Origin of the sequence: Streptomyces sp. NPDC098789 (genome assembly GCF_044759975.1) — a bacterium.
Lineage (GTDB): Bacteria > Actinomycetota > Actinomycetes > Streptomycetales > Streptomycetaceae > Streptomyces.
In genome coordinates this window covers 86826-103621 of record NZ_JBIWAJ010000013.1, presented here as the reverse complement: position 1 = coordinate 103621, position 16796 = coordinate 86826, and the positions used below count along the sequence as shown (strand labels likewise).

Here is a 16796-nt window from a genome sequence, read left to right as displayed (position 1 = left end):
CCCGGGGGTCCGCCACATGATCGTCACCGTCACGCTCAACACCGCACTCGACGTCACCTACCGGGTGCCGCGGATGCTGCCGCACGCCTCGCACCGGGTGTCCGACGTCATCGAACGCCCCGGCGGCAAGGGCCTCAACGTGGCCCGGGTGCTCGCCGCCCTCGGCCACGCCGTCACCGCCACCGGTTTCGCCGGCGGGCCGGCGGGCGAGGCGGTCCGCGCGGGCCTGGCCGCCCACGCGCCCGGGGTCCTCGACGCGCTGCTGCCCTGCGCGGGGCCCACCCGCCGCACGCTGGCCGTGGCCGACGCGGCGAGCGGCGACACCACCCAGTTCAACGAACCCGGCCCGCTGATCACGGCGCCGGAATGGGCCGCCTTCCTGGAGCGCTACGACGCCCTCGTGGGGTCCGGCGCGCAGGCCGTGGCCCTGTGCGGCAGCCTCCCGCCCGGCGTCCCCGTCGGCGCCTACGCGCTCCTCGTCCGCAGGGCCCGCGCGGCCGGCGTCCCGGTGCTCCTCGACACCGGCGGCGAGGCCCTGCGCCGCGGGATCGCCGCCCGGCCCGACATGATCAAGCCGAACTCCACCGAACTCGCCGAGCTGACCGGCTCCCGCGACCCGCTCCCCGCCACCCGCGACGCCCGCCGCCGCGGCGCCCACGCGGTGATCACCTCGCTGGGCCCGGCCGGCCTGCTCGCCGCCACGCCCCAGGGCAGCTGGCGCGCCGCCCCGCCCCGCGCGCTGTCGGGCAACCCCACCGGAGCCGGAGACTCCGCCGTCGCGGGCCTCCTGTCGGCCCTGGCCGAGGGCCTGGAGTGGCCCGCCCGCCTCGCCCGCGCGGTCGCCCTCTCGGCGGCCACCGTGCACTCCCCGGTGGCGGGAGAGTTCGACCCCCGCACCTACGAGGAGGTACGGGGGTCGGTCAGCGTCACGCCGACGCCCGATCAGTGACCGGGCGGGACCGGGGCCGGAACCGGCCTCAGCCGTTCTCCAGCCACAGCTGGTCGATGACCACGTCGCACTGGTTGCCCGTCTCGCACGAGATCTTGACGGTGTTCGCACCCGCCTTGAGCTCGACCAGCGAGTAGGTGTTGGTCCAGCCCTTGTCCCACTCGCCGGGCTTCGCGTTCGCCCAGTTCTTCATGTTGATCGGGCGGCTCTGCGCCTCGCCGTTGACCGTCAGCGTGGTGCTGCCGTCCTTGCCGGGCACCCCGTACGTCATCTTCAGCTTGTACGAACCGGCCTTGGGCACGTCCAGCGACCAGGTCAGCGACGCACCGGGCTTGTTGAACCCGCCCGCGTACTGACCGGTGCTCGACTTAGCGCCCGGGATGGTGTTCTGCACGATCGCACCGCCCGCGAGGGCGAAACCGGAGCCCGTCGCGTCCGCCTTCGGCAGGTTCGCGGCCGCCGGGGGCGACGCCGAAGTGCTCGGCCCCGGCGAGGACGGCTGCTGGGACTGCGACTGGGTCGGGCCGGCGGGCTTGCCGTCCGCCTTCTCCTTGCCCTTGTCGCCGCCGAACATCACGGCCGCGCCGATGCCGATCGCCACGGCGGCGACCACCGCGACGGCGGCGATCAGCATGCCGCGGCGGCTGGAGCCGCCCTGCGCCGGACCCTGCTGGCCGCCGTGGTACTGCGGGGACTGCTGCTGCGGCGGTACGCCGTAGCCGCCCGCCTGGAGCGTCTCCGGGGCCTGGTACTGCGCCTGGTAGCCGGGCTGCTGGTAGGGGGGCTGGGCGGGCGGACCCTGCTGGTAGGGAACCTGCCCGCGCGGGCCGCCGTACGGCCGGTCGCCGACCGTGCGCACCTGGTTGTAGGAGGTCCTGGGGACACCTGGCTGCGCGCCACCGGCGGGGCCGGGGTAGCCGTATCCACCACCCTGTCCGGGCGGTGTGGCTCCGGCTGCCTGCCCGTCCTCGTAGAGGTAGCCGAACGGATCGTCGTCCTCGGGCTTGTTCGCCCCACCGTGCGAGCCGTTGTTCGCGGGCGTCGTCATCGCAGGTCACTCCTTTCGACCCACGGGAGCCTACCTCGAACAGGCGCGCTCTAGGTGTGGCGGCGCCCGGCGGACGGCCTCAGCCGGCCCTGCGGTGGGCCTTGGAGCGGGACCGCTTCTCGATGTACATCCGCTGGTCGGCGGAGCGCAGCACCTCGTCCGCGGACATCCCGCAGCTGGCCCAGCCGATCCCGAAACTCGCCCCCACGCGGACCGCCCGGCCGTCCACGCGGATCGGCGGGATGATCGCGTTGCGCAGCCGGACGGCGAGATCCGCGGCGTCCGCGGCGCCGAGCCCGTCGGCCAGCACCACGAACTCGTCGCCACCCAGTCGGGCGACGGTGTCACCGTCCCTGACCCCGGTCGTCAGCCGCCGGGCCACCTCGATCAGCACCGCGTCGCCGGTGTGGTGCCCGAACCGGTCGTTGATCGACTTGAAGCCGTCGAGGTCGCAGAAGAGGACGGCGAGCCCCTTGGTGCCGTCGTCGACCTCCGTCTCGGGCGCCACCGTGTGCACGTGGTGGTCGTACGGTCCCGGTCCCCCCGCACCGCCCGGTCCCCCCGCACCACCGGGGCCGCCGGCCTGCCCGGGCACGCCGGGGAACTCGAAGCCGTCGGGCCCGGCATCGGGGGGAAAGCCGTGCTCACCGCCGCCGCCCGCCCCGGCCCGACCGTCGCGCCCCTCGAAGGCGGCGTCCAGGGCCTCCACCGCCGTCGCCCGCACGGACTGGGGCCGGCGACACAGCCGGGCGCCGAGCCGGGCCCGTAGCTCCGCGCTGTTGGGCAGCCCGGTCAGCGCGTCGTGGCTGGCCCGGTGCGCGAGCTGGAGCTCGTGCCGCTTGCGCTCCTCGATGTCCTCGACGTGGGTCAGCAGGAACCGCGGCCCGTCGGCCGCGTCCGCCACGACGGAGTTGCGCAGCGACACCCATACGTACGTCCCGTCGCGCCGCCCCAGCCGCAGCTCGGCCCGGCCGCCCTCGGCGGAGGTCCGCAACAGGGTGCCGATGTCCTCGGGGTGGACGAGGTCGGAGAAGGAGTAGCGGCGCAGGACCGACGCGGGCCGGCCGAGCAGCCGGCACAGCGCGTCATTGGTGCGCAGCAGCCGCCCGTGCTGGTCACCGCCCATCTCGGCGATGGCCATGCCGCTGGGCGCGTACTCGAAGGCCTGGCGGAACGACTCTTCGCTGGCCCGCAGCGCCTGCTGCTCGCGTTCGAGCCGGACCAGGGCCCGCTGCATGTTCGCGCGCAGTCGCGCATTGCTGATCGCAATCGCCGCTTGGAAGGCGTACATCTGGAGGGCTTCGCGCCCCCAGGCCCCGGGACGGCGTCCGTTGCGCGGCCTGTCCACCGAAATGACGCCCAGCAGTTCCCCGGCGGACGCGTGCATGGGGGCATAGAGCCGGTCCTCGGGGTGCCACTCGTCCTCGAACCGCGGATCGGGGCCCTCGGTGTGCCACTGGGGGACGTCGTCCTCGATCAGGACCCAGCCCTCGGTGTGCGGGATGAAGCGCAGCCCGTCCCAGTTCTCGCCCATCGTCAGACGGCGGTCCCAGGAGGCGCGGGAGCCCACGCGGCCGGTGATGAGGGCCTCCGCGGCGGGGTCGCCCGCGAAGGCGGCGACGACGAGATCACCGTCAGGGCGTACGAGGTTGACACAGGCGAGTTCGTAACCGAGCCCCACGACGATGCCGTCCACGACCGTCTGCAGGGTGTCCGCGAGACTCCGGGCCGTATTCAGCTCGGCGACCACCCTGTGCAGCTGCCGCAGGGTCGCAAGACGGACGTAGGGCTCCGACTCGGTCTCCATCGTTCGCTCTCCCCGAGACCTCGACAGCAACTCCAGGTTTGTCATCGGCGTTTCGTTGCGGTGTCCCGCCCACTGAATCACAGTGAGCTGTGCCGCAGGTACACAGGGTCAACAAATCTTGCCCTCTGTGACTCAAGTCACATGAGATGGATAATGGGGCCCTTGCCACCTGGGAGCGCTCCCCTACATTCCCGTGAGCAAACGATACGCCGGGCACCGGGAAGACCGGGAGATATGGCCTAGGTCGCGGGTCGCGGAGCACCTGGGACCACGGCCCGATGTGGCGGGCGGGACGCGGGACTAGCGTTCCCGGTGTGCTGAAGACGAGACCCGCGATACCCCTGATCCCCACCGTGCTCCCCGCGCCCCCGGCCACCCCTCATGCTGAGGGAGTGAGCAACGACGAGTTCCGGGAAGCCATGTCCCGGCTGGCAGCGGGCGTGGTGCTGGTCACCGCACGCGAGGAACCCCTGTCCGCGGACGGCCCCGACGGCGAGGACGTCGGCATGACGGCGACCGCCTTCATGTCGGTCTCGCTGGACCCGCCGCTGGTCCTGGTGAGCCTGCGCGAGGGCTCCCGGATGGACGACCTGCTGGCCGAGCAGCCGCTGTGGGGGGTCTCGGTGCTCGCCGAGGGCCAGCGCCACGTGGCGGGCCGGTTCGCGATGAAGGGCCGGATCAGCGACCGGCTGCTCTTCGAGGACCTGCCCCGCACCCGGGGCCCGGCCAGCGGCGCACTGCTGATGGGCGGCGCACTGGCCACCTTGGAATGCCGGACCGAGAGCCGCGTCGAGGCGGGCGACCACACCCTGGTCATCGGGCGGGTGCTGAGCGCCGCCCTGCCGCCCCTGCCCCTCTCCGACGGCGGCCCCCTCACCTACTACCGGGGGCGCTACCGCCAGCTGGGGGCCTAGGGCGTCGCGGTCCGCTCGCTCACCAGTCCCGGCCGGTGCGGCCGCGCTTGGTCTCGGCCCGCGCCTTCTTCTCCCGCAGCCGGCGCTCGTTGATCCCGCGCGGGATCTTCGTCGCCCGCCGCGGCTTCGGCGGCGGCGCCGTCGCCTCCGCCAGCAGCGCGGCCAGCCTGACCAGCGCCATCTCCCGGTTGCGCAGCTGCGAGCGGTGCTCGGAGGCCCGTACGGTCACCACCCCGTCCACCAGCCGGGAGGCGAGCCGCTCCAGCGCCCGCGCCTGCCACACCTCGGGCAGCGCCTTGGTGGCGCCGATGTCGAAGAGCAGCTCCACCCGGGAGTCGGAGGTGTTGACGTGCTGCCCCCCGGGCCCCGAGGAGCGCGAGAAGCGCCAGGCGAGCTCGGCCTCGGGCAGCACGACCGAACCGCGGATGACATAGGGACCAGGCATGCCCCTATGATCCGATGCCGCCCGCCCCCGCGTCACCCGCATTTCGCACGGGATGTGACCCGCGCCCCCCGCTTTTGTGCCCGGGGCTGGAACCTCTGCACCCCCTCCCCGCGTTATGTCAGTCAGCGGTAACGTCACCAAGGCGTCAGAGGACGTCGCACGGCGTCGCAGGGCGCCGGCAGCACAGAGGAAAGGGACATCCCCATGGCTGTAAGCCTGTCCAAGGGCGGCAACGTCTCGCTCAGCAAGGAGGCTCCCGGCCTCGCCGCCGTCACGATCGGCCTCGGCTGGGACGTCCGCACCACGACCGGTGTCGACTTCGACCTGGACGCGTCGGCGATCGCGGTGAACCCGACGGGCAAGGTCGTCTCCGACGGCCACTTCGTCTTCTTCAACAACAAGTCCACCCCGGACCAGACCATCGTGCACACCGGTGACAACCGCACCGGCGAGGGCTCCGGCGACGACGAGTCCATCAACGTCAACCTGGCGGGCCTGCCGGCCGACGTGGACAAGATCGTCTTCCCGGTCTCCATCTACGACGCCGAGGCCCGCAGCCAGAACTTCGGCCAGGTCCGCAACGCGTACATCCGCGTCGTGAACCAGGCCGGTGGCTCCGAGATCGCCCGCTACGACCTCTCCGAGGACGCCGCGACCGAGACCGCCATGGTCTTCGGCGAGCTCTACCGCAACGGTGCGGAGTGGAAGTTCCGCGCGGTCGGCCAGGGCTACGCCTCCGGCCTGACCGGCATCGCCCAGGACTTCGGCGTCAACATCTAGTCACTGCCGCCGGACCACGACGCGGGTCCGACGCAGCTCGCCGCTCGGGACCCGTCCGTCCCGACGTCCCGCCGAGGCCCCCCGTGCCCGTCCGCACGGGGGGCCTCGGCGCACCCGCGTGCGGGTGGGGACTCCTCGCCGCGGTCGCGGGTCACCGTGGTCGCCGATCGCTGCGGTCATCGGTCACCGTGGTCGCCGATCGCTGCGGTCGCCGGTTGCTACGGTCATCGGGTGATCATCGAACCCCTCGTCCCCGTCGACGGCGCCCTGCCCGGCCCGGTCCTCACCGAGGTCGCCGCCCTCTACGCGACGAACCGCGCCTTCTTCGAACTCAGCGGAGACTTCCCCGACCCGGCGCGGATCACCGTCGAACAGGTCGCGGCCGCGCTCGCCGACGAGCTGGCCCACGACGGCGCCCAGGTGCTGCTGGCCCGCTCGGCGGGCCGCCTCGTCGGCCTGGCCGCCACCCTCGACCACCACCCCGACCCGGCCTCCGGCGACCCGGACCCCTGGATCGGCCTGCTGCTGATCGACGCGACCGCCCACCGCGCGGGGTACGGACGTACGCTCGCCACCCTCGTCGAGGACCGCTTCCGCGCCGCCGGGCGCGACGGCCTGCGCCTCGCCGTACTCGACGACAACGCGGCCGGCCTCGCCTTCTGGACCACCCAGGGCTACACCGAGGTGCGCCGGGGCCCGGACCTCGAACACGGCCGACCCTGCACGGTCATGCGCAAGCCGCTCACCGACCGTCGCTGACCTTCGGCTTGTCCTTCCCGTACAACCACACGTCCCAGACCTCGCCCAGGTCGTGCCCGGTCGACTTCTCGGCGTAGGCCGTGAAATCGCGCGTACCGGCGTTCCCGTGCCGGTGCTCGGCCGCCCAGCCGCGCACCAGCGCGAAGAAGGCCGGGTCCCCGACCTCCTGGCGGATCCGGTGCAGGACCATCGCACCCCGGTAGTACACTGGGTCGTCGGAGATGTGCTCGGGCCCCGGCGGCTCGGCCGGCGGGAACTCCCCCCACGGCCGGTCGGCGTCGGGATCGACGTGGGTGTCGCCCTCCAGGAAGGCGGTGAAGCGGTCCTGCGCGCTCGGCCCGCCGTGGTCCTCCGACCACAGCCACTCGGCGTAGGTCGCGAAGCCCTCGTTGAGCCACATGTCCTTCCACGCCTTGGGCGACACGGAGTTGCCGAACCACTGGTGCGCCAGCTCGTGCAGGACGAGCAGCTCGCTCGGCGCACCGGAGAACACCGGCCGGGTCTGCGTCTCCAGCGCGTAGCCGAGGGTGCCGCGCCGCTCGACGATCGCCCCCGTCGTACTGAAGGGGTACGGCCCGAACCGCCCGCTCCCCCACTCCACCATCTCGGGCAGCCGGGCGAGCGGGCCCGCGCTGGCCGCCTCCTCCTCCGGCGCGACGGCGTCGTACACGGGGATCCCCGACGGCGTCTTCCCCGTCGTGATCCGGTACTTGCCGATCGCGGCCACCGCCAGGTAGCTCGCCATCGGCTCGGCGCCGTGCCACGCGAAGACCGTCCGCCCGGCGCCGTCGTCCGTCCGGGAGCGCAACTCCCCGTTGGACACCGCCTCGTACCCCTGCGGAACGGTGAGCGTGATGTCGTACGTCGCCTTGTCGCTCGGATGGTGGTTGCCCGGGAACCAGGCCATCGAGCCGACCGGCTCGCCCACCCCCACCGCGCCGTCGTCCGTGGGGATCCAGCCCTCCTTGGAGTCGTCCACGTCGCGGATGACCTTGGGAGTGCCGGAGTAGCTCACCTGCGTGCGGAAGACCTCGCCCTTCTTCAGCTCCTCGGCGGGGCGCACCGTCAGCTCGTTGCCCGTCCGGTTGAAGCGGGCGCCGGCGCCCTCGACGGTGACGCCCTTCACGTCGAGCCCGGCGAGGTCGAGGTTGAAGGAGCTGAGGCCCTGGGTGGCGCGGGCCGTGATGACGGCGGTCCCCGTCAGGTGCCGCTGACGGGGCTCGTAGCCGATCTGGAGCGTGTAGTGCTGTACGTCGTAACCGCCGTTGCCCGCCTTCGGGAAGAGCGGGTCGCGCAGCCCGGACGCCCCCGGCTTGCCCTGCACCGGACCGCCCGTACACCCGGTGAGCAGTACGAGGAGCAGGGCGAGGCCGGTCGCGACGGCGGGGGCGGGGAGCAGGGCGCGGTGATCCACGCTCCGATAGTAGGGGTGTCCTACATTTCGGGACTTGCGCGGTGGGTGCGCGGCGCCCGCGACACCGCTACTTGGTGAGGGAGTCCGCGCCCGCCTTGGCGAACTTCTCGTCCAGGTCACCGCTCGGCGCACCGGCCACGCCGATGCCCGCGACCGGGGCGCCCTTGGCCTGGACCGGCGTGCCGCCGCCGAGGAAGAGGGTGCCCGGGATGTCCTTCAGGTTCGGGGTCTGGGCGAGGCGGCCCGCGAGGACGGAGGTCGGGGCGTTCCAGGACACGGCGGTGTACGCCTTGCGCTGCGCCGACTCGTAGGACTGCGGGCCGGCGCCGTCGCCGCGCAGGGTCACGATGGTGTTGCCGTTGCGGTCGACCACCGCGACCGTCACCTTCTGGTTCTCCTTCTCGGCCGCCTGCAGCGCGGCCTGGGCGGCGCGGGTGGCGGCGTCGATGGTGAGGTGGGTCGAGGTGGTGAAGTTCTTGTCGTCGCCCTTCTTCGCCGCGGCGGAGGCGGGGGCGGGGGCCGGGGTGGCGTCCGCCGCGCTGGCGCTGACGGCTCCGAAGGTGCCGGCGCCGAGGGCGAGGGCGAGGGCGGCACCGGTGAGGACGCGGGTACGGGTGTTCATGGCTGCTCCTGGGGTTACCGGGGGCCTGCTGGCCCGGGTTTCGGCTACCCCCCGATCGTGTCCCGGCGCCCCACCCCACCGGATCCCCGCACCGGCTCCCCCGCGCGGCCGCTCCGGTCGACCCGGGGGTCAACCGATCGGTCGATGCGGAGGCCGCCCGGAGGGGCCACGGTTGTCTTGCCCCGGCGAGCCCTCAAACGCCGGGCGGGCTTGATTTCAGCCGGGCCGGCCCTTGAGGCGCGGCCCCGGGGGCCTCCGGCAGGCCCTCAAACGCCGGGCAGGCTGGATTTCAGCCGGGCCGTACCCAGCCCCGCCGGCGTTTGAGGCGCGGCCTCGGGGGGCCTCCGGCGGGCCCTCAAACGCCGGGCGGGCTGGATTTCAGCCCCGCCGGCGTTTGAGGCGCGGGTCCGGGCCCGAACCCTTCGGGCCCGCCGGCGATCGAGGCGCGGCACCGCCCTCGGCCAGGCACGATGGACGGGACGCCCGCCCACCACCCACTCCGGAGGAGGAAGAAGAAGACCGTGACCCCGCCCCCACCCAGCCGCACGCTCACCACCGTCGTCCACGCCGCCTTCTTCCTCCTCCTCGGCTCCTCCGTGGCCCGCTTCCTCCTGCGCCACCCCGGCGAACCCCGCATCCCGTGGATCATCGCCCTGAGCATCACCCTGGCCCTGCTCTACGTCCTCGGCCCGACCACGGCCAGAGCCACCGGCAAGGCCAAGGCCACCGCCACCACCGGCACCGGCACCGGCACCGGCACCGGCACCGGCAAGGCCGAGCCCACCCCCCGCCACCTCACCTGGCTCGCCCTCGTCGTCACCACCTGGGTGGTCCTCGTCGTCCTCGCCCCCAGCTTCGCCTGGTGCGCCGTCCCGCTCTTCTACACCGCCCTGCGCACCCTCCCGCCCCGCGCCGCCGTCGTCCTCGTCGCCCTGCTCACCGCCTTCGTGGTCGCCGCCCAGCTCAAGCTCGCCACCGCCTTCGACCCGAACCTGCTGCTGGCCCCGCCCGCCGTCGCCGCCCTCGCGACCGCCGTGTTCGTCCACATGGAGCGCCAGACCCAGGCCCAGCGCACCCTCATCGACGACCTCCTGCGCACCCGCCGGGAGCTGGCCGCCACCGAGCGCCGCGAAGGCACCCTCGCCGAGCGCCAGCGCCTGTCCATGGAGATCCACGACACCCTCGCCCAGAACCTCTCCAGCCAGCAGATGCTGCTCCAGGCCGCCGAGCGGACCTGGGACGCGGACCCGGCCACCGCCCGGGCGCACGTCCGTACCGCCACCGACATCGCGGCCCGCGGCCTCGCCGAGGCGCGCCGCCTGGTGCACGACCTGGCCCCGTCCGAACTGGCCGACGGCGTCCCCCTCACCGAGGCGCTCCGCGGCCTGGACGCCGGCCCCGAGGTCACCGTCCGCTTCCACCTGGAGGGCGCACCCGTGCCGCTCCCGGCCCGCACCCAGTCCGCGCTGCTGCGCATCGCCCAGGGCGCCCTCGCCAACGTCCGCGAGCACTCCGGCGCCCGCACCGCGGCCCTCACGCTCAGCTTCCTCGGCGACCAGGTGGTCCTGGACGTCGCGGACGACGGCCGCGGCTTCCCCGCGCCCGCGACCGCCTCCGGGGCGCCCGCGCCCGGCCGCTCCGACCGGGGCCACGGCCTGCCCGCGATGCGCGCCCGGGTCCGCCAGCTGGGCGGCACGCTGACCGTCGAGTCCACCCCGTCCGAGGGCACGGTCCTCTCCGCGGCACTCCCCCTGACCCCCTCCCCCACAGCCCTGGAGTCCCCCCGATGACCTCACCGGCACGGCCGACGACACCGACGGCCGCGACGACGATCCTCCTGTGCGACGACCACCTCGTCGTGCGGGCGGGCCTGCTCGCCCTGCTCGGCAGCGAGCCGGACATCGAGGTGGTCGGCGAGGCCGGCAGCGGTGAGGAGGCAGTGGCCCTGGCCGCCGCGCTGCGGCCGGACGTCGTCCTGATGGACCTCCAACTCGGCGAGGGCATCGACGGCATCGAGGCCACCCGCCGCATCGTCGCGCTCCCCGGCCCGCCGCCGCCGCACGTGCTGGTGCTGACGACGTACGACACGGACGCCGACATCACCCGAGCCATCGGCGCGGGCGCCACCGGGTACCTGCTCAAGGCCGAGCGGCCCGAGGAACTCTTCGCGGCCATCCACTCCGCCGCCCAGGGCCGCACCACGCTCTCCCCGCCGGTGGCCAGCCGGGTGATGGCCCACATGCGCGGTACGAAGCCCACCCTGACGGAGCGCGAGCTGGACATCCTGGGCCAGCTCGCCCGGGGCCTGGGCAACCGGGACATCGCCCGCGCCCTGTTCATCAGCGAGGCCACCGTCAAGACCCACCTGGGCCGGATCTACGACAAGCTCGGCGTCGACACCCGCACCGGCGCCGTCTCGGTCGCCAAGGAGCAGCGCCTCCTCCCCTCCTGACCGCGCCCGGGCCCGTACCCGTACGCCGCCCCCGCACCCGCGCCCCGCGCCCCCGGCCCCCACCCGCCGTAATCCGGACAGTCACGCCCACTCTTCGGACAACCACGCCCCGGCACCCGTCACATCCCTGTCCCATCCGCACCCTCCGCTGGCACGCTCCGCTCACGCGCCACACCCCGGCCGCCGCCGCCAGCGAAGGAGCCAGAGTGACCCACCCCGCGTCCTCCCCCCGCACCCTCGTCCGACTCGCCACCGCCACCACCGCGGTGCTCGCCGCCACCCTCGCGACCCTCGCCGCCCCGGCGAGCGCGACCCCCGCGGGACCGGCCGGACCGAACGGCCCCGCCGCCGCCAGCGCCGAGCAGCTCACCGTCCGCCCCGGTGCCACCACCACCGACCCCGACGGCACCACCCACACTCACTACGACCGGGCCATCGGCGGGATCCCCGTCCTCGGCGGCGACCTGATCGTCCACCAGCGCCCCGACGGCACCCGCACCACCACCGACGCCGCCGCCCCGGCCGCCCTGCGGGCCGCCGCGGTCAGCGCGGCCACCACCTTCGCCGCCGCCCCGGCCGCCGCCCCCAGACCGGACGCCCGCCGGATCATCTGGGCCGCGACCGACACCCCCGCCCCCGCCTGGGACACCGTCACCCGCACTCCCCGCCCCGACGGCACCCCGAGCGAACTGCACACGGTGACCGACGCCCGCAGCGGCGCCGTGCTCGGCTCGTACGACACCGTCCACGCCGGCAGCGGCAACAGCCAGTACGCGGGCACGGTCCCCCTCGGCACCAACCCCAGCGGCTCCCTCTTCCAGCTGCGCGACCTCCCCCGCGGCGACCAGCGCACCCTCGACGCCCAGAACCAGAACACCGGCGGGATCCTCTTCACCGACGCGGACGACGTCTGGGGCAACGGCAAGCCGAGCAACCGCCAGACCGCCGGCGTGGACGTCCACTACGGCACCGCCGTCACCTGGGACTTCTACCGGGGCTTCCTCGGCCGCAACGGCATCCGCGGCGACGGCCGCGGCGTCGTCTCCCGCGTCCACTACGGCACCAACTACAACAACGCCTTCTGGGACGACTCCTGCGGCTGCGTGAGCTACGGCGACGGCGCCGCCGGCAGCGGGAAGCCGCCCACCTCCCTCGACATCGTGGGCCACGAACTCGCCCACGGCCTGACCTCCGCCACCGCCGGACTCCTCTACTCCGGTGAATCGGGCGGCCTCAACGAAGGCACCTCCGACATCCTCGGCACCGCCGGCGAGTTCTTCGCGGAGAACCCCACCGACATCGGCGACTACCTCATCGGCGAACGCGTCTACAAGGGCGCCCTGCGCACCATGGACCGCCCGAGCAGCGACGGCGTCTCCCGCGACTACTGGTCGAGCGACATCGGCACCCTCAGCCCCGACGCCGCCTCCGGCCCCGCCCGGCACTTCTTCTACCTCCTCTCGGAGGGCAGCGGCCGCAAGGTGATCAACGGGATCACCTACGACTCCCCCACCTACGACGGCTCGAAGCTGCTCGGCATCAGCCGGGAGAAGGCCGTCCGCGTCTGGTACCGGGCCCTGAGCGTCTACATGACCTCGACCACCAACTACTCCCGGGCCCGCGCGGCCACCCTCCAGGCCGCCACCGACCTCTACGGCGCGGCCGGCCCCGAGCGCGCGGCGGTCGCCGCCACCTGGAACGCCGTCAACGTCCACTGACCCGGACGACGGGCGGGCGGCCGCGGGGAGCGCGCCGGAGGGCCCGCGGGCTCCCCGCGACCGCCCCTGCGGCCGCGCGCACCCCCCACCCGTGACACCATCGACCACGTGCTCGACATCGGCTACTCCCTCTCCCGGCGCTTCCCGGACCCCCCGCAGACCGACTACCGCTCGGCGGACGTCCACTCCCTGCGCCACGACCTCTTCTGCGGCGACGTCTACCTCGCCGACACCAACGCGGACCGGGAAGTATCCACAGCCTGGGGATGGGTGCCCGTCCTGGACTTCGCCTGGGCGCTGTGCGACATCGTCGAGCAGCTCGACCAGGACCCCCGGGGCAGCCGCGCCGCGAACCGCCAGTACGCCGAACTCGACTTCACCGAGTCCTCGGACCGCATGCTCTTCGAGCGCCGCTTCGGCTGGGTCGACATCGAGGCCGACTGGATGGACGCCGAGGAAGCCCCCATCACCTTCAGCCACCGACTGCTGCGCCGCGAGGCCCGCGACTTCCTCCACGACGTGATCGCGGACCTCACCGACATGCACGACGGGCTGGCCGACAACCCGACCATCTGGACCCTCCAGACCCGCTTCCCCCGCGTCCCGGCGTAACCAGCGGTACGGGTATCGCCCCCTACACCTCCACCCGCAGACCCACCTGCGCCGCCAGCGCCGGAGCCAGGTCCAGCAGCTGCGGCGGGCTGATCACCGCACCCGCCAGCGACTCCACCCCCCGCGCGATGTCCAGCTCGGCCGCGCCCCGCAGGTCCACGTCCGTCATCCGCACCCCGCTGAAGTCCACCCCGCGCAGCGCGCAGTCACGGAACTCCACCCGCTCCAGCACCGCGCCCGCGAAATCGGCCTCGACCAGGACGCAGCCCTCGAAGACCACGTCCTTCAGCCGGGCCTTGCGCAGGTTCAGGTAATCGATCTTCCCGCCGCTGACCAGCACCCGCTCCAGCACCGCCCCGTGCAGCTGCACCCCGCCCAGCCGGGCGTCCCGCAGCTCCACGTCGCGCAGCGAAGCCGCCGCCAGATCGGTGCCGACCCCGCGCACCCCTTCCAGCACCGCGTCCATGAAGCGGGCCCGCGCCAGCCCCGTCTCGTCCAGGGCGCAGCGCCGTAGCGCGCAGTCCATGAACCGGGCCCCGACGCCCTCCTGCCCGCCCAGGTCCAGGTCCGCGAACTCCAGCCCGTCGTAGTCCCCGTCCGGCTCCAGCTCCACGTCCTCGAAGGGCCGCAACTCCGGCAACCGCACCTCTGCCCGCCGCACAGCCTTCACTTTTCGCGCCATGCGCCCATCCTGACCCAACCCACTGACAGGGCGGGCCGGCCCGGCGCCGGACCGGCGCCACACCCTTGACCTCAACCACGCTTCAGGTTGTTGAGTCGGTGCCATGCACGCCATCCGACTCCACGCCTTCGGCCCCGCCGAGAACCTCGTCCACGAGGTGACCGAAACCCCCGTCCCCGCCCACGGCCAGGTCCGCATCGCCGTCGCCGCCGCCGGGGTCCACCTCCTCGACACCCTGCTGCGCCAGGGCCGACAGGGCCCCCTGCCCGCCCTCCCCGACCTGCCCACCGTCCCCGGCCGCGAAGTCGCCGGTACCGTCGACGCCCTCGGCCCCGGCACCGACCCGAAGTGGCTCGGCCGCCGGGTCGTCACCCACCTCGGCTTCGCCCCAGGCGGTTACGCCGAATACGCCGTCGCCGACGCCGAACGGCTGCACCACGTCCCGCCCGGCCTCGACCCCGCCGCGGCCGTCGCCATGATCGGAACCGGCCGCACCACCCTGGGAATCCTCGGCTTCACCGACCTCGGCCCGGACTCGATCGCCCTGGTCCCCGCCGCCGCCGGCGGCATCGGCACCCTCCTCGTGCAACACGCGAAGAACGCCGGGGCCACCGTCATCGCCCTCGCGGGCGGCGCCGCCAAGGCCGAGATGGCCCGCGCGGGCGGCGCCGACCTCGCCCTCGACTACACCCGCCCCGACTGGCCCGTCGCCGTCCGCGCCCACCTCGACGACCTACCCGCCCCCGGCGCCACGGTCCTCTTCGACTCCGTCGGCGGTACGGTCGCCCGCACCGCCCTCGACCTGCTCGCCCCCGGCGCCCTGCACCTGGTCTTCGGCCAGTCCGGCGGCCCGCTGACCCTCACCGACGCCGAACGCGCCGCCCTCACCGCCCGCGGCATCACCACGCAGCCCGTCCTCGGCCCCGCCATGCTCCAGCGCGCCGGCGGCCCCGACCCGATCCGCACCCTGGAGACCCGCGCCCTGGCCGAAGCCGCCGCGGGCCGGCTGCGCCCCGCCCTCCAGCGCTACCCGCTCGCCGAAGCCGCGGCCGCCCACCGCGCCCTGGAAACCCGCGCCACCACCGGCAAGGTCGTCCTGGAACCCTGAGCCCGCAGCGCGGCAAGATCCGAAAGAGACGGCCTAACCGCCCAGCCGCGCCAAGGCCTCGTCCGTCAGCCGGAACACCGTCCACTCGTCCTGAGCCACCGCGTCCAGCGACTCGTAGAAGGAGATCGCCGGCTCGTTCCAGTTCAGCACCCACCACTCCAGGCGCTCGTAACCCCGCTCCCGGCAGAGCCCCGCCAACTCCCGCAGCAGCGCCTTCCCGTACCCACCACCGCGGTGCTCCGGGCGGACGTACAGGTCCTCCAGATAGATGCCGTGCACACCGCGCCACGTCGAGAAGTTCAAGAACCACAGCGCGAAGCCCGCCACCTCGCCCGCATCGGTCTCCGCGATGTGCGCGAAAACCGCGGGCCGCTCGCCGAACAGGGCCTCCCGGAGCTGGTCCTCCGTGGCCCGCACCTCGTGCAGGGCCTTCTCGTACTCGGCGAGTTCACGCACCATCGCGTGAATCGCGGGGACATCGGCTTCAGTCGCTGTACGGATCATCCCCGCAGCCTAAGCCGCCCCCTCACCCCCCTCACCCCCTCAGCGCCTCACCGCCCGAGCAACAACCGCGCCACCTCCGCCTGCTCCTCCCCCAGGGCCGACTCCCCGTCCGCCACGTCCCACACCGCGTTCTGCACCACCCGCCCCAGCGTCCACGCCCGAGCCCGCTCGCGGTCCAAGCCCAACTCCCCGGCCAGCAGGTCGAAGCGCCACAGCACCTCATCCGCACGGAACCGGTTCACGATCGCCGGCAGCAACTCGAACCCCGGATCCCCCGACAACGGCTTCGGATCGATCGCCACCCACTCCCCCCGCACGCCCCGCGCCCCGCCCGCGCCCGTACGGACCCCCGCACCCAGCACGTTGTCGAAGTGCAGGTCCCAGTGCAGCAGCCGGTCCCCCGGCTCGCCCGCCACCTCCGCCAGCGCCGCCGCGCAGTCCCGCAACAACCCCCGCTCCCCCGCGTCCGCCAGCCCCGCCACCGCCCCCGGCGCCTCGGCCGCCAACCCGGCCGCGATCTCCCCCAACCCCCGCAACCCCACCGGAGCCGGCACCCGCGTCAGCCGCCCCAACAACGCCGCGACCACCCGCACCGCACCCCGCGCGTCCCCCTCCGCCTCGGCCAGCGCCGACAGCGGCCGACCCTCGTCGAGCCGCTCCAGCAACAGCGCCCCCGAGCCCCCGTCGTGCTCCAGCAACCGCACGCACCCGTGCCCGTCCCAGGCCCGCAGCGCGAGCGCCTCCCCCGCGTTCTCCTCGTCCGGAAGGACGAGCTTGAGCACCGCCGCACTCCCGTCGGCCCGCCGCACCGGCAGCACCAACGCCGTCATCCCGTGCATCGCGGGGCCCGTGCGCCGCAGCTCCCACCGCTCCAGGAAACGCGCCGCGAGGCCCGGCAACGCGTCCAGGAACTCCCGCCCCCGCGCCCCGTTGCACTCCCGCTGCGCCTCGACCAGCCCGTCCGGAATGTCGACCATGCCCC

The 16796-nt window shown here is 73.8% G+C and carries 17 protein-coding genes; 9 read left to right on the top strand and 8 right to left on the bottom strand.

Features of this window, described 5'->3' with window-relative positions:
- Positions 1-16 precede the first annotated feature (16 nt).
- Entirely contained in the window at positions 17-949 is a 933-nt protein-coding gene (locus ACIQWR_RS25145) for a 1-phosphofructokinase family hexose kinase (RefSeq protein ID WP_404013526.1), read from the top strand.
- A gap of 28 nt (positions 950-977) precedes the next feature.
- Here the strand turns inward: ACIQWR_RS25145 and ACIQWR_RS25140 are convergent, their stop codons facing one another.
- Together ACIQWR_RS25140 and cdgB are read right to left on the bottom strand one after the other, a co-directional pair.
- Complete coding sequence (locus ACIQWR_RS25140; RefSeq protein WP_404013524.1) at positions 978-1997, bottom strand: CBM35 domain-containing protein; 1020 nt, start codon at positions 1995-1997, stop codon at positions 978-980.
- Between the two features lie 79 nt (positions 1998-2076).
- Positions 2077-3804: a diguanylate cyclase CdgB gene (cdgB, locus tag ACIQWR_RS25135; RefSeq protein ID WP_404013522.1), complete on the bottom strand. Its 1728-nt coding sequence runs from the start codon at positions 3802-3804 to the stop codon at positions 2077-2079.
- 419 nt (positions 3805-4223) lie between these two features.
- Between cdgB and ACIQWR_RS25130 the strand changes: the two genes are divergently transcribed.
- A complete protein-coding gene (locus ACIQWR_RS25130; protein ID WP_404013869.1) occupies positions 4224-4718 on the top strand; it encodes a flavin reductase family protein in 495 nt (164 codons plus the stop codon).
- A gap of 19 nt (positions 4719-4737) precedes the next feature.
- Here ACIQWR_RS25130 and arfB read toward each other — a convergent pair whose 3' ends face one another.
- Complete coding sequence (gene arfB / locus ACIQWR_RS25125) at positions 4738-5163, bottom strand: alternative ribosome rescue aminoacyl-tRNA hydrolase ArfB (RefSeq protein WP_399266602.1); 426 nt, start codon at positions 5161-5163, stop codon at positions 4738-4740.
- Positions 5164-5367: 204 nt separating this feature from the next.
- On the opposite strand from arfB, the gene ACIQWR_RS25120 reads away from it, so the two are divergent.
- The gene (locus tag ACIQWR_RS25120) at positions 5368-5943 is read left to right on the top strand and encodes a TerD family protein (protein ID WP_399266601.1); all 576 of its coding nucleotides are present in this window, start codon (positions 5368-5370) and stop codon (positions 5941-5943) included.
- 231 nt (positions 5944-6174) lie between these two features.
- Complete coding sequence (locus ACIQWR_RS25115) at positions 6175-6702, top strand: GNAT family N-acetyltransferase (RefSeq protein WP_404013519.1); 528 nt, start codon at positions 6175-6177, stop codon at positions 6700-6702.
- Here the strand turns inward: ACIQWR_RS25115 and ACIQWR_RS25110 are convergent.
- The gene (locus ACIQWR_RS25110) at positions 6686-8116 is read right to left on the bottom strand and encodes a M1 family metallopeptidase (protein ID WP_404013516.1); all 1431 of its coding nucleotides are present in this window, start codon (positions 8114-8116) and stop codon (positions 6686-6688) included. The two genes, ACIQWR_RS25115 and ACIQWR_RS25110, sit on opposite strands and share 17 nt — an antisense overlap.
- 67 nt (positions 8117-8183) lie before the next feature.
- Positions 8184-8738, bottom strand: coding sequence for a heme-binding protein (locus ACIQWR_RS25105; protein WP_404013514.1), 555 nt, complete (start codon positions 8736-8738; stop codon positions 8184-8186).
- 470 nt (positions 8739-9208) lie between these two features.
- Between ACIQWR_RS25105 and ACIQWR_RS25100 the strand changes: the two genes are divergently transcribed.
- From ACIQWR_RS25100 to ACIQWR_RS25085, 4 genes are all read left to right on the top strand, one after another.
- The gene (locus ACIQWR_RS25100) at positions 9209-10528 is read left to right on the top strand and encodes a sensor histidine kinase (RefSeq protein WP_404013511.1); all 1320 of its coding nucleotides are present in this window, start codon (positions 9209-9211) and stop codon (positions 10526-10528) included.
- The gene (locus ACIQWR_RS25095) at positions 10525-11190 is read left to right on the top strand and encodes a response regulator (protein ID WP_404013508.1); all 666 of its coding nucleotides are present in this window, start codon (positions 10525-10527) and stop codon (positions 11188-11190) included. The genes ACIQWR_RS25100 and ACIQWR_RS25095 overlap by 4 nt, the downstream gene beginning before the upstream one ends.
- 206 nt (positions 11191-11396) lie before the next feature.
- On the top strand, positions 11397-12908 hold the full coding sequence (locus ACIQWR_RS25090; RefSeq protein ID WP_404013505.1) for a M4 family metallopeptidase: 1512 nt from the start codon (positions 11397-11399) through the stop codon (positions 12906-12908).
- 108 nt (positions 12909-13016) lie between these two features.
- Positions 13017-13520 (top strand): hypothetical protein, encoded by a 504-nt coding sequence (locus ACIQWR_RS25085; RefSeq protein ID WP_404013502.1) that lies wholly within the window; start codon positions 13017-13019, stop codon positions 13518-13520.
- Positions 13521-13542: 22 nt separating this feature from the next.
- Here the strand turns inward: ACIQWR_RS25085 and ACIQWR_RS25080 are convergent, their stop codons facing one another.
- Positions 13543-14202 carry a pentapeptide repeat-containing protein gene (locus ACIQWR_RS25080; protein WP_404013499.1) on the bottom strand — a complete coding sequence of 220 codons (660 nt, stop codon included), beginning with the start codon at positions 14200-14202 and terminating at the stop codon, positions 13543-13545.
- A gap of 103 nt (positions 14203-14305) precedes the next feature.
- Here ACIQWR_RS25080 and ACIQWR_RS25075 point away from each other — a divergent pair, with 103 nt between their 5' ends.
- Positions 14306-15310, top strand: a complete 1005-nt coding sequence (locus tag ACIQWR_RS25075) for a zinc-binding dehydrogenase (RefSeq protein ID WP_404013496.1) — start codon at positions 14306-14308, stop codon at positions 15308-15310.
- A gap of 33 nt (positions 15311-15343) precedes the next feature.
- Here the strand turns inward: ACIQWR_RS25075 and ACIQWR_RS25070 are convergent, their stop codons facing one another.
- Both ACIQWR_RS25070 and ACIQWR_RS25065 read right to left on the bottom strand, forming a co-directional pair.
- Complete coding sequence (locus ACIQWR_RS25070; RefSeq protein WP_404013493.1) at positions 15344-15814, bottom strand: GNAT family N-acetyltransferase; 471 nt, start codon at positions 15812-15814, stop codon at positions 15344-15346.
- A 47-nt stretch (positions 15815-15861) separates the two neighbouring features.
- Entirely contained in the window at positions 15862-16791 is a 930-nt protein-coding gene (locus tag ACIQWR_RS25065) for an aminoglycoside phosphotransferase family protein (RefSeq protein ID WP_404013491.1), read from the bottom strand.
- Positions 16792-16796: the final 5 nt, after the last annotated feature.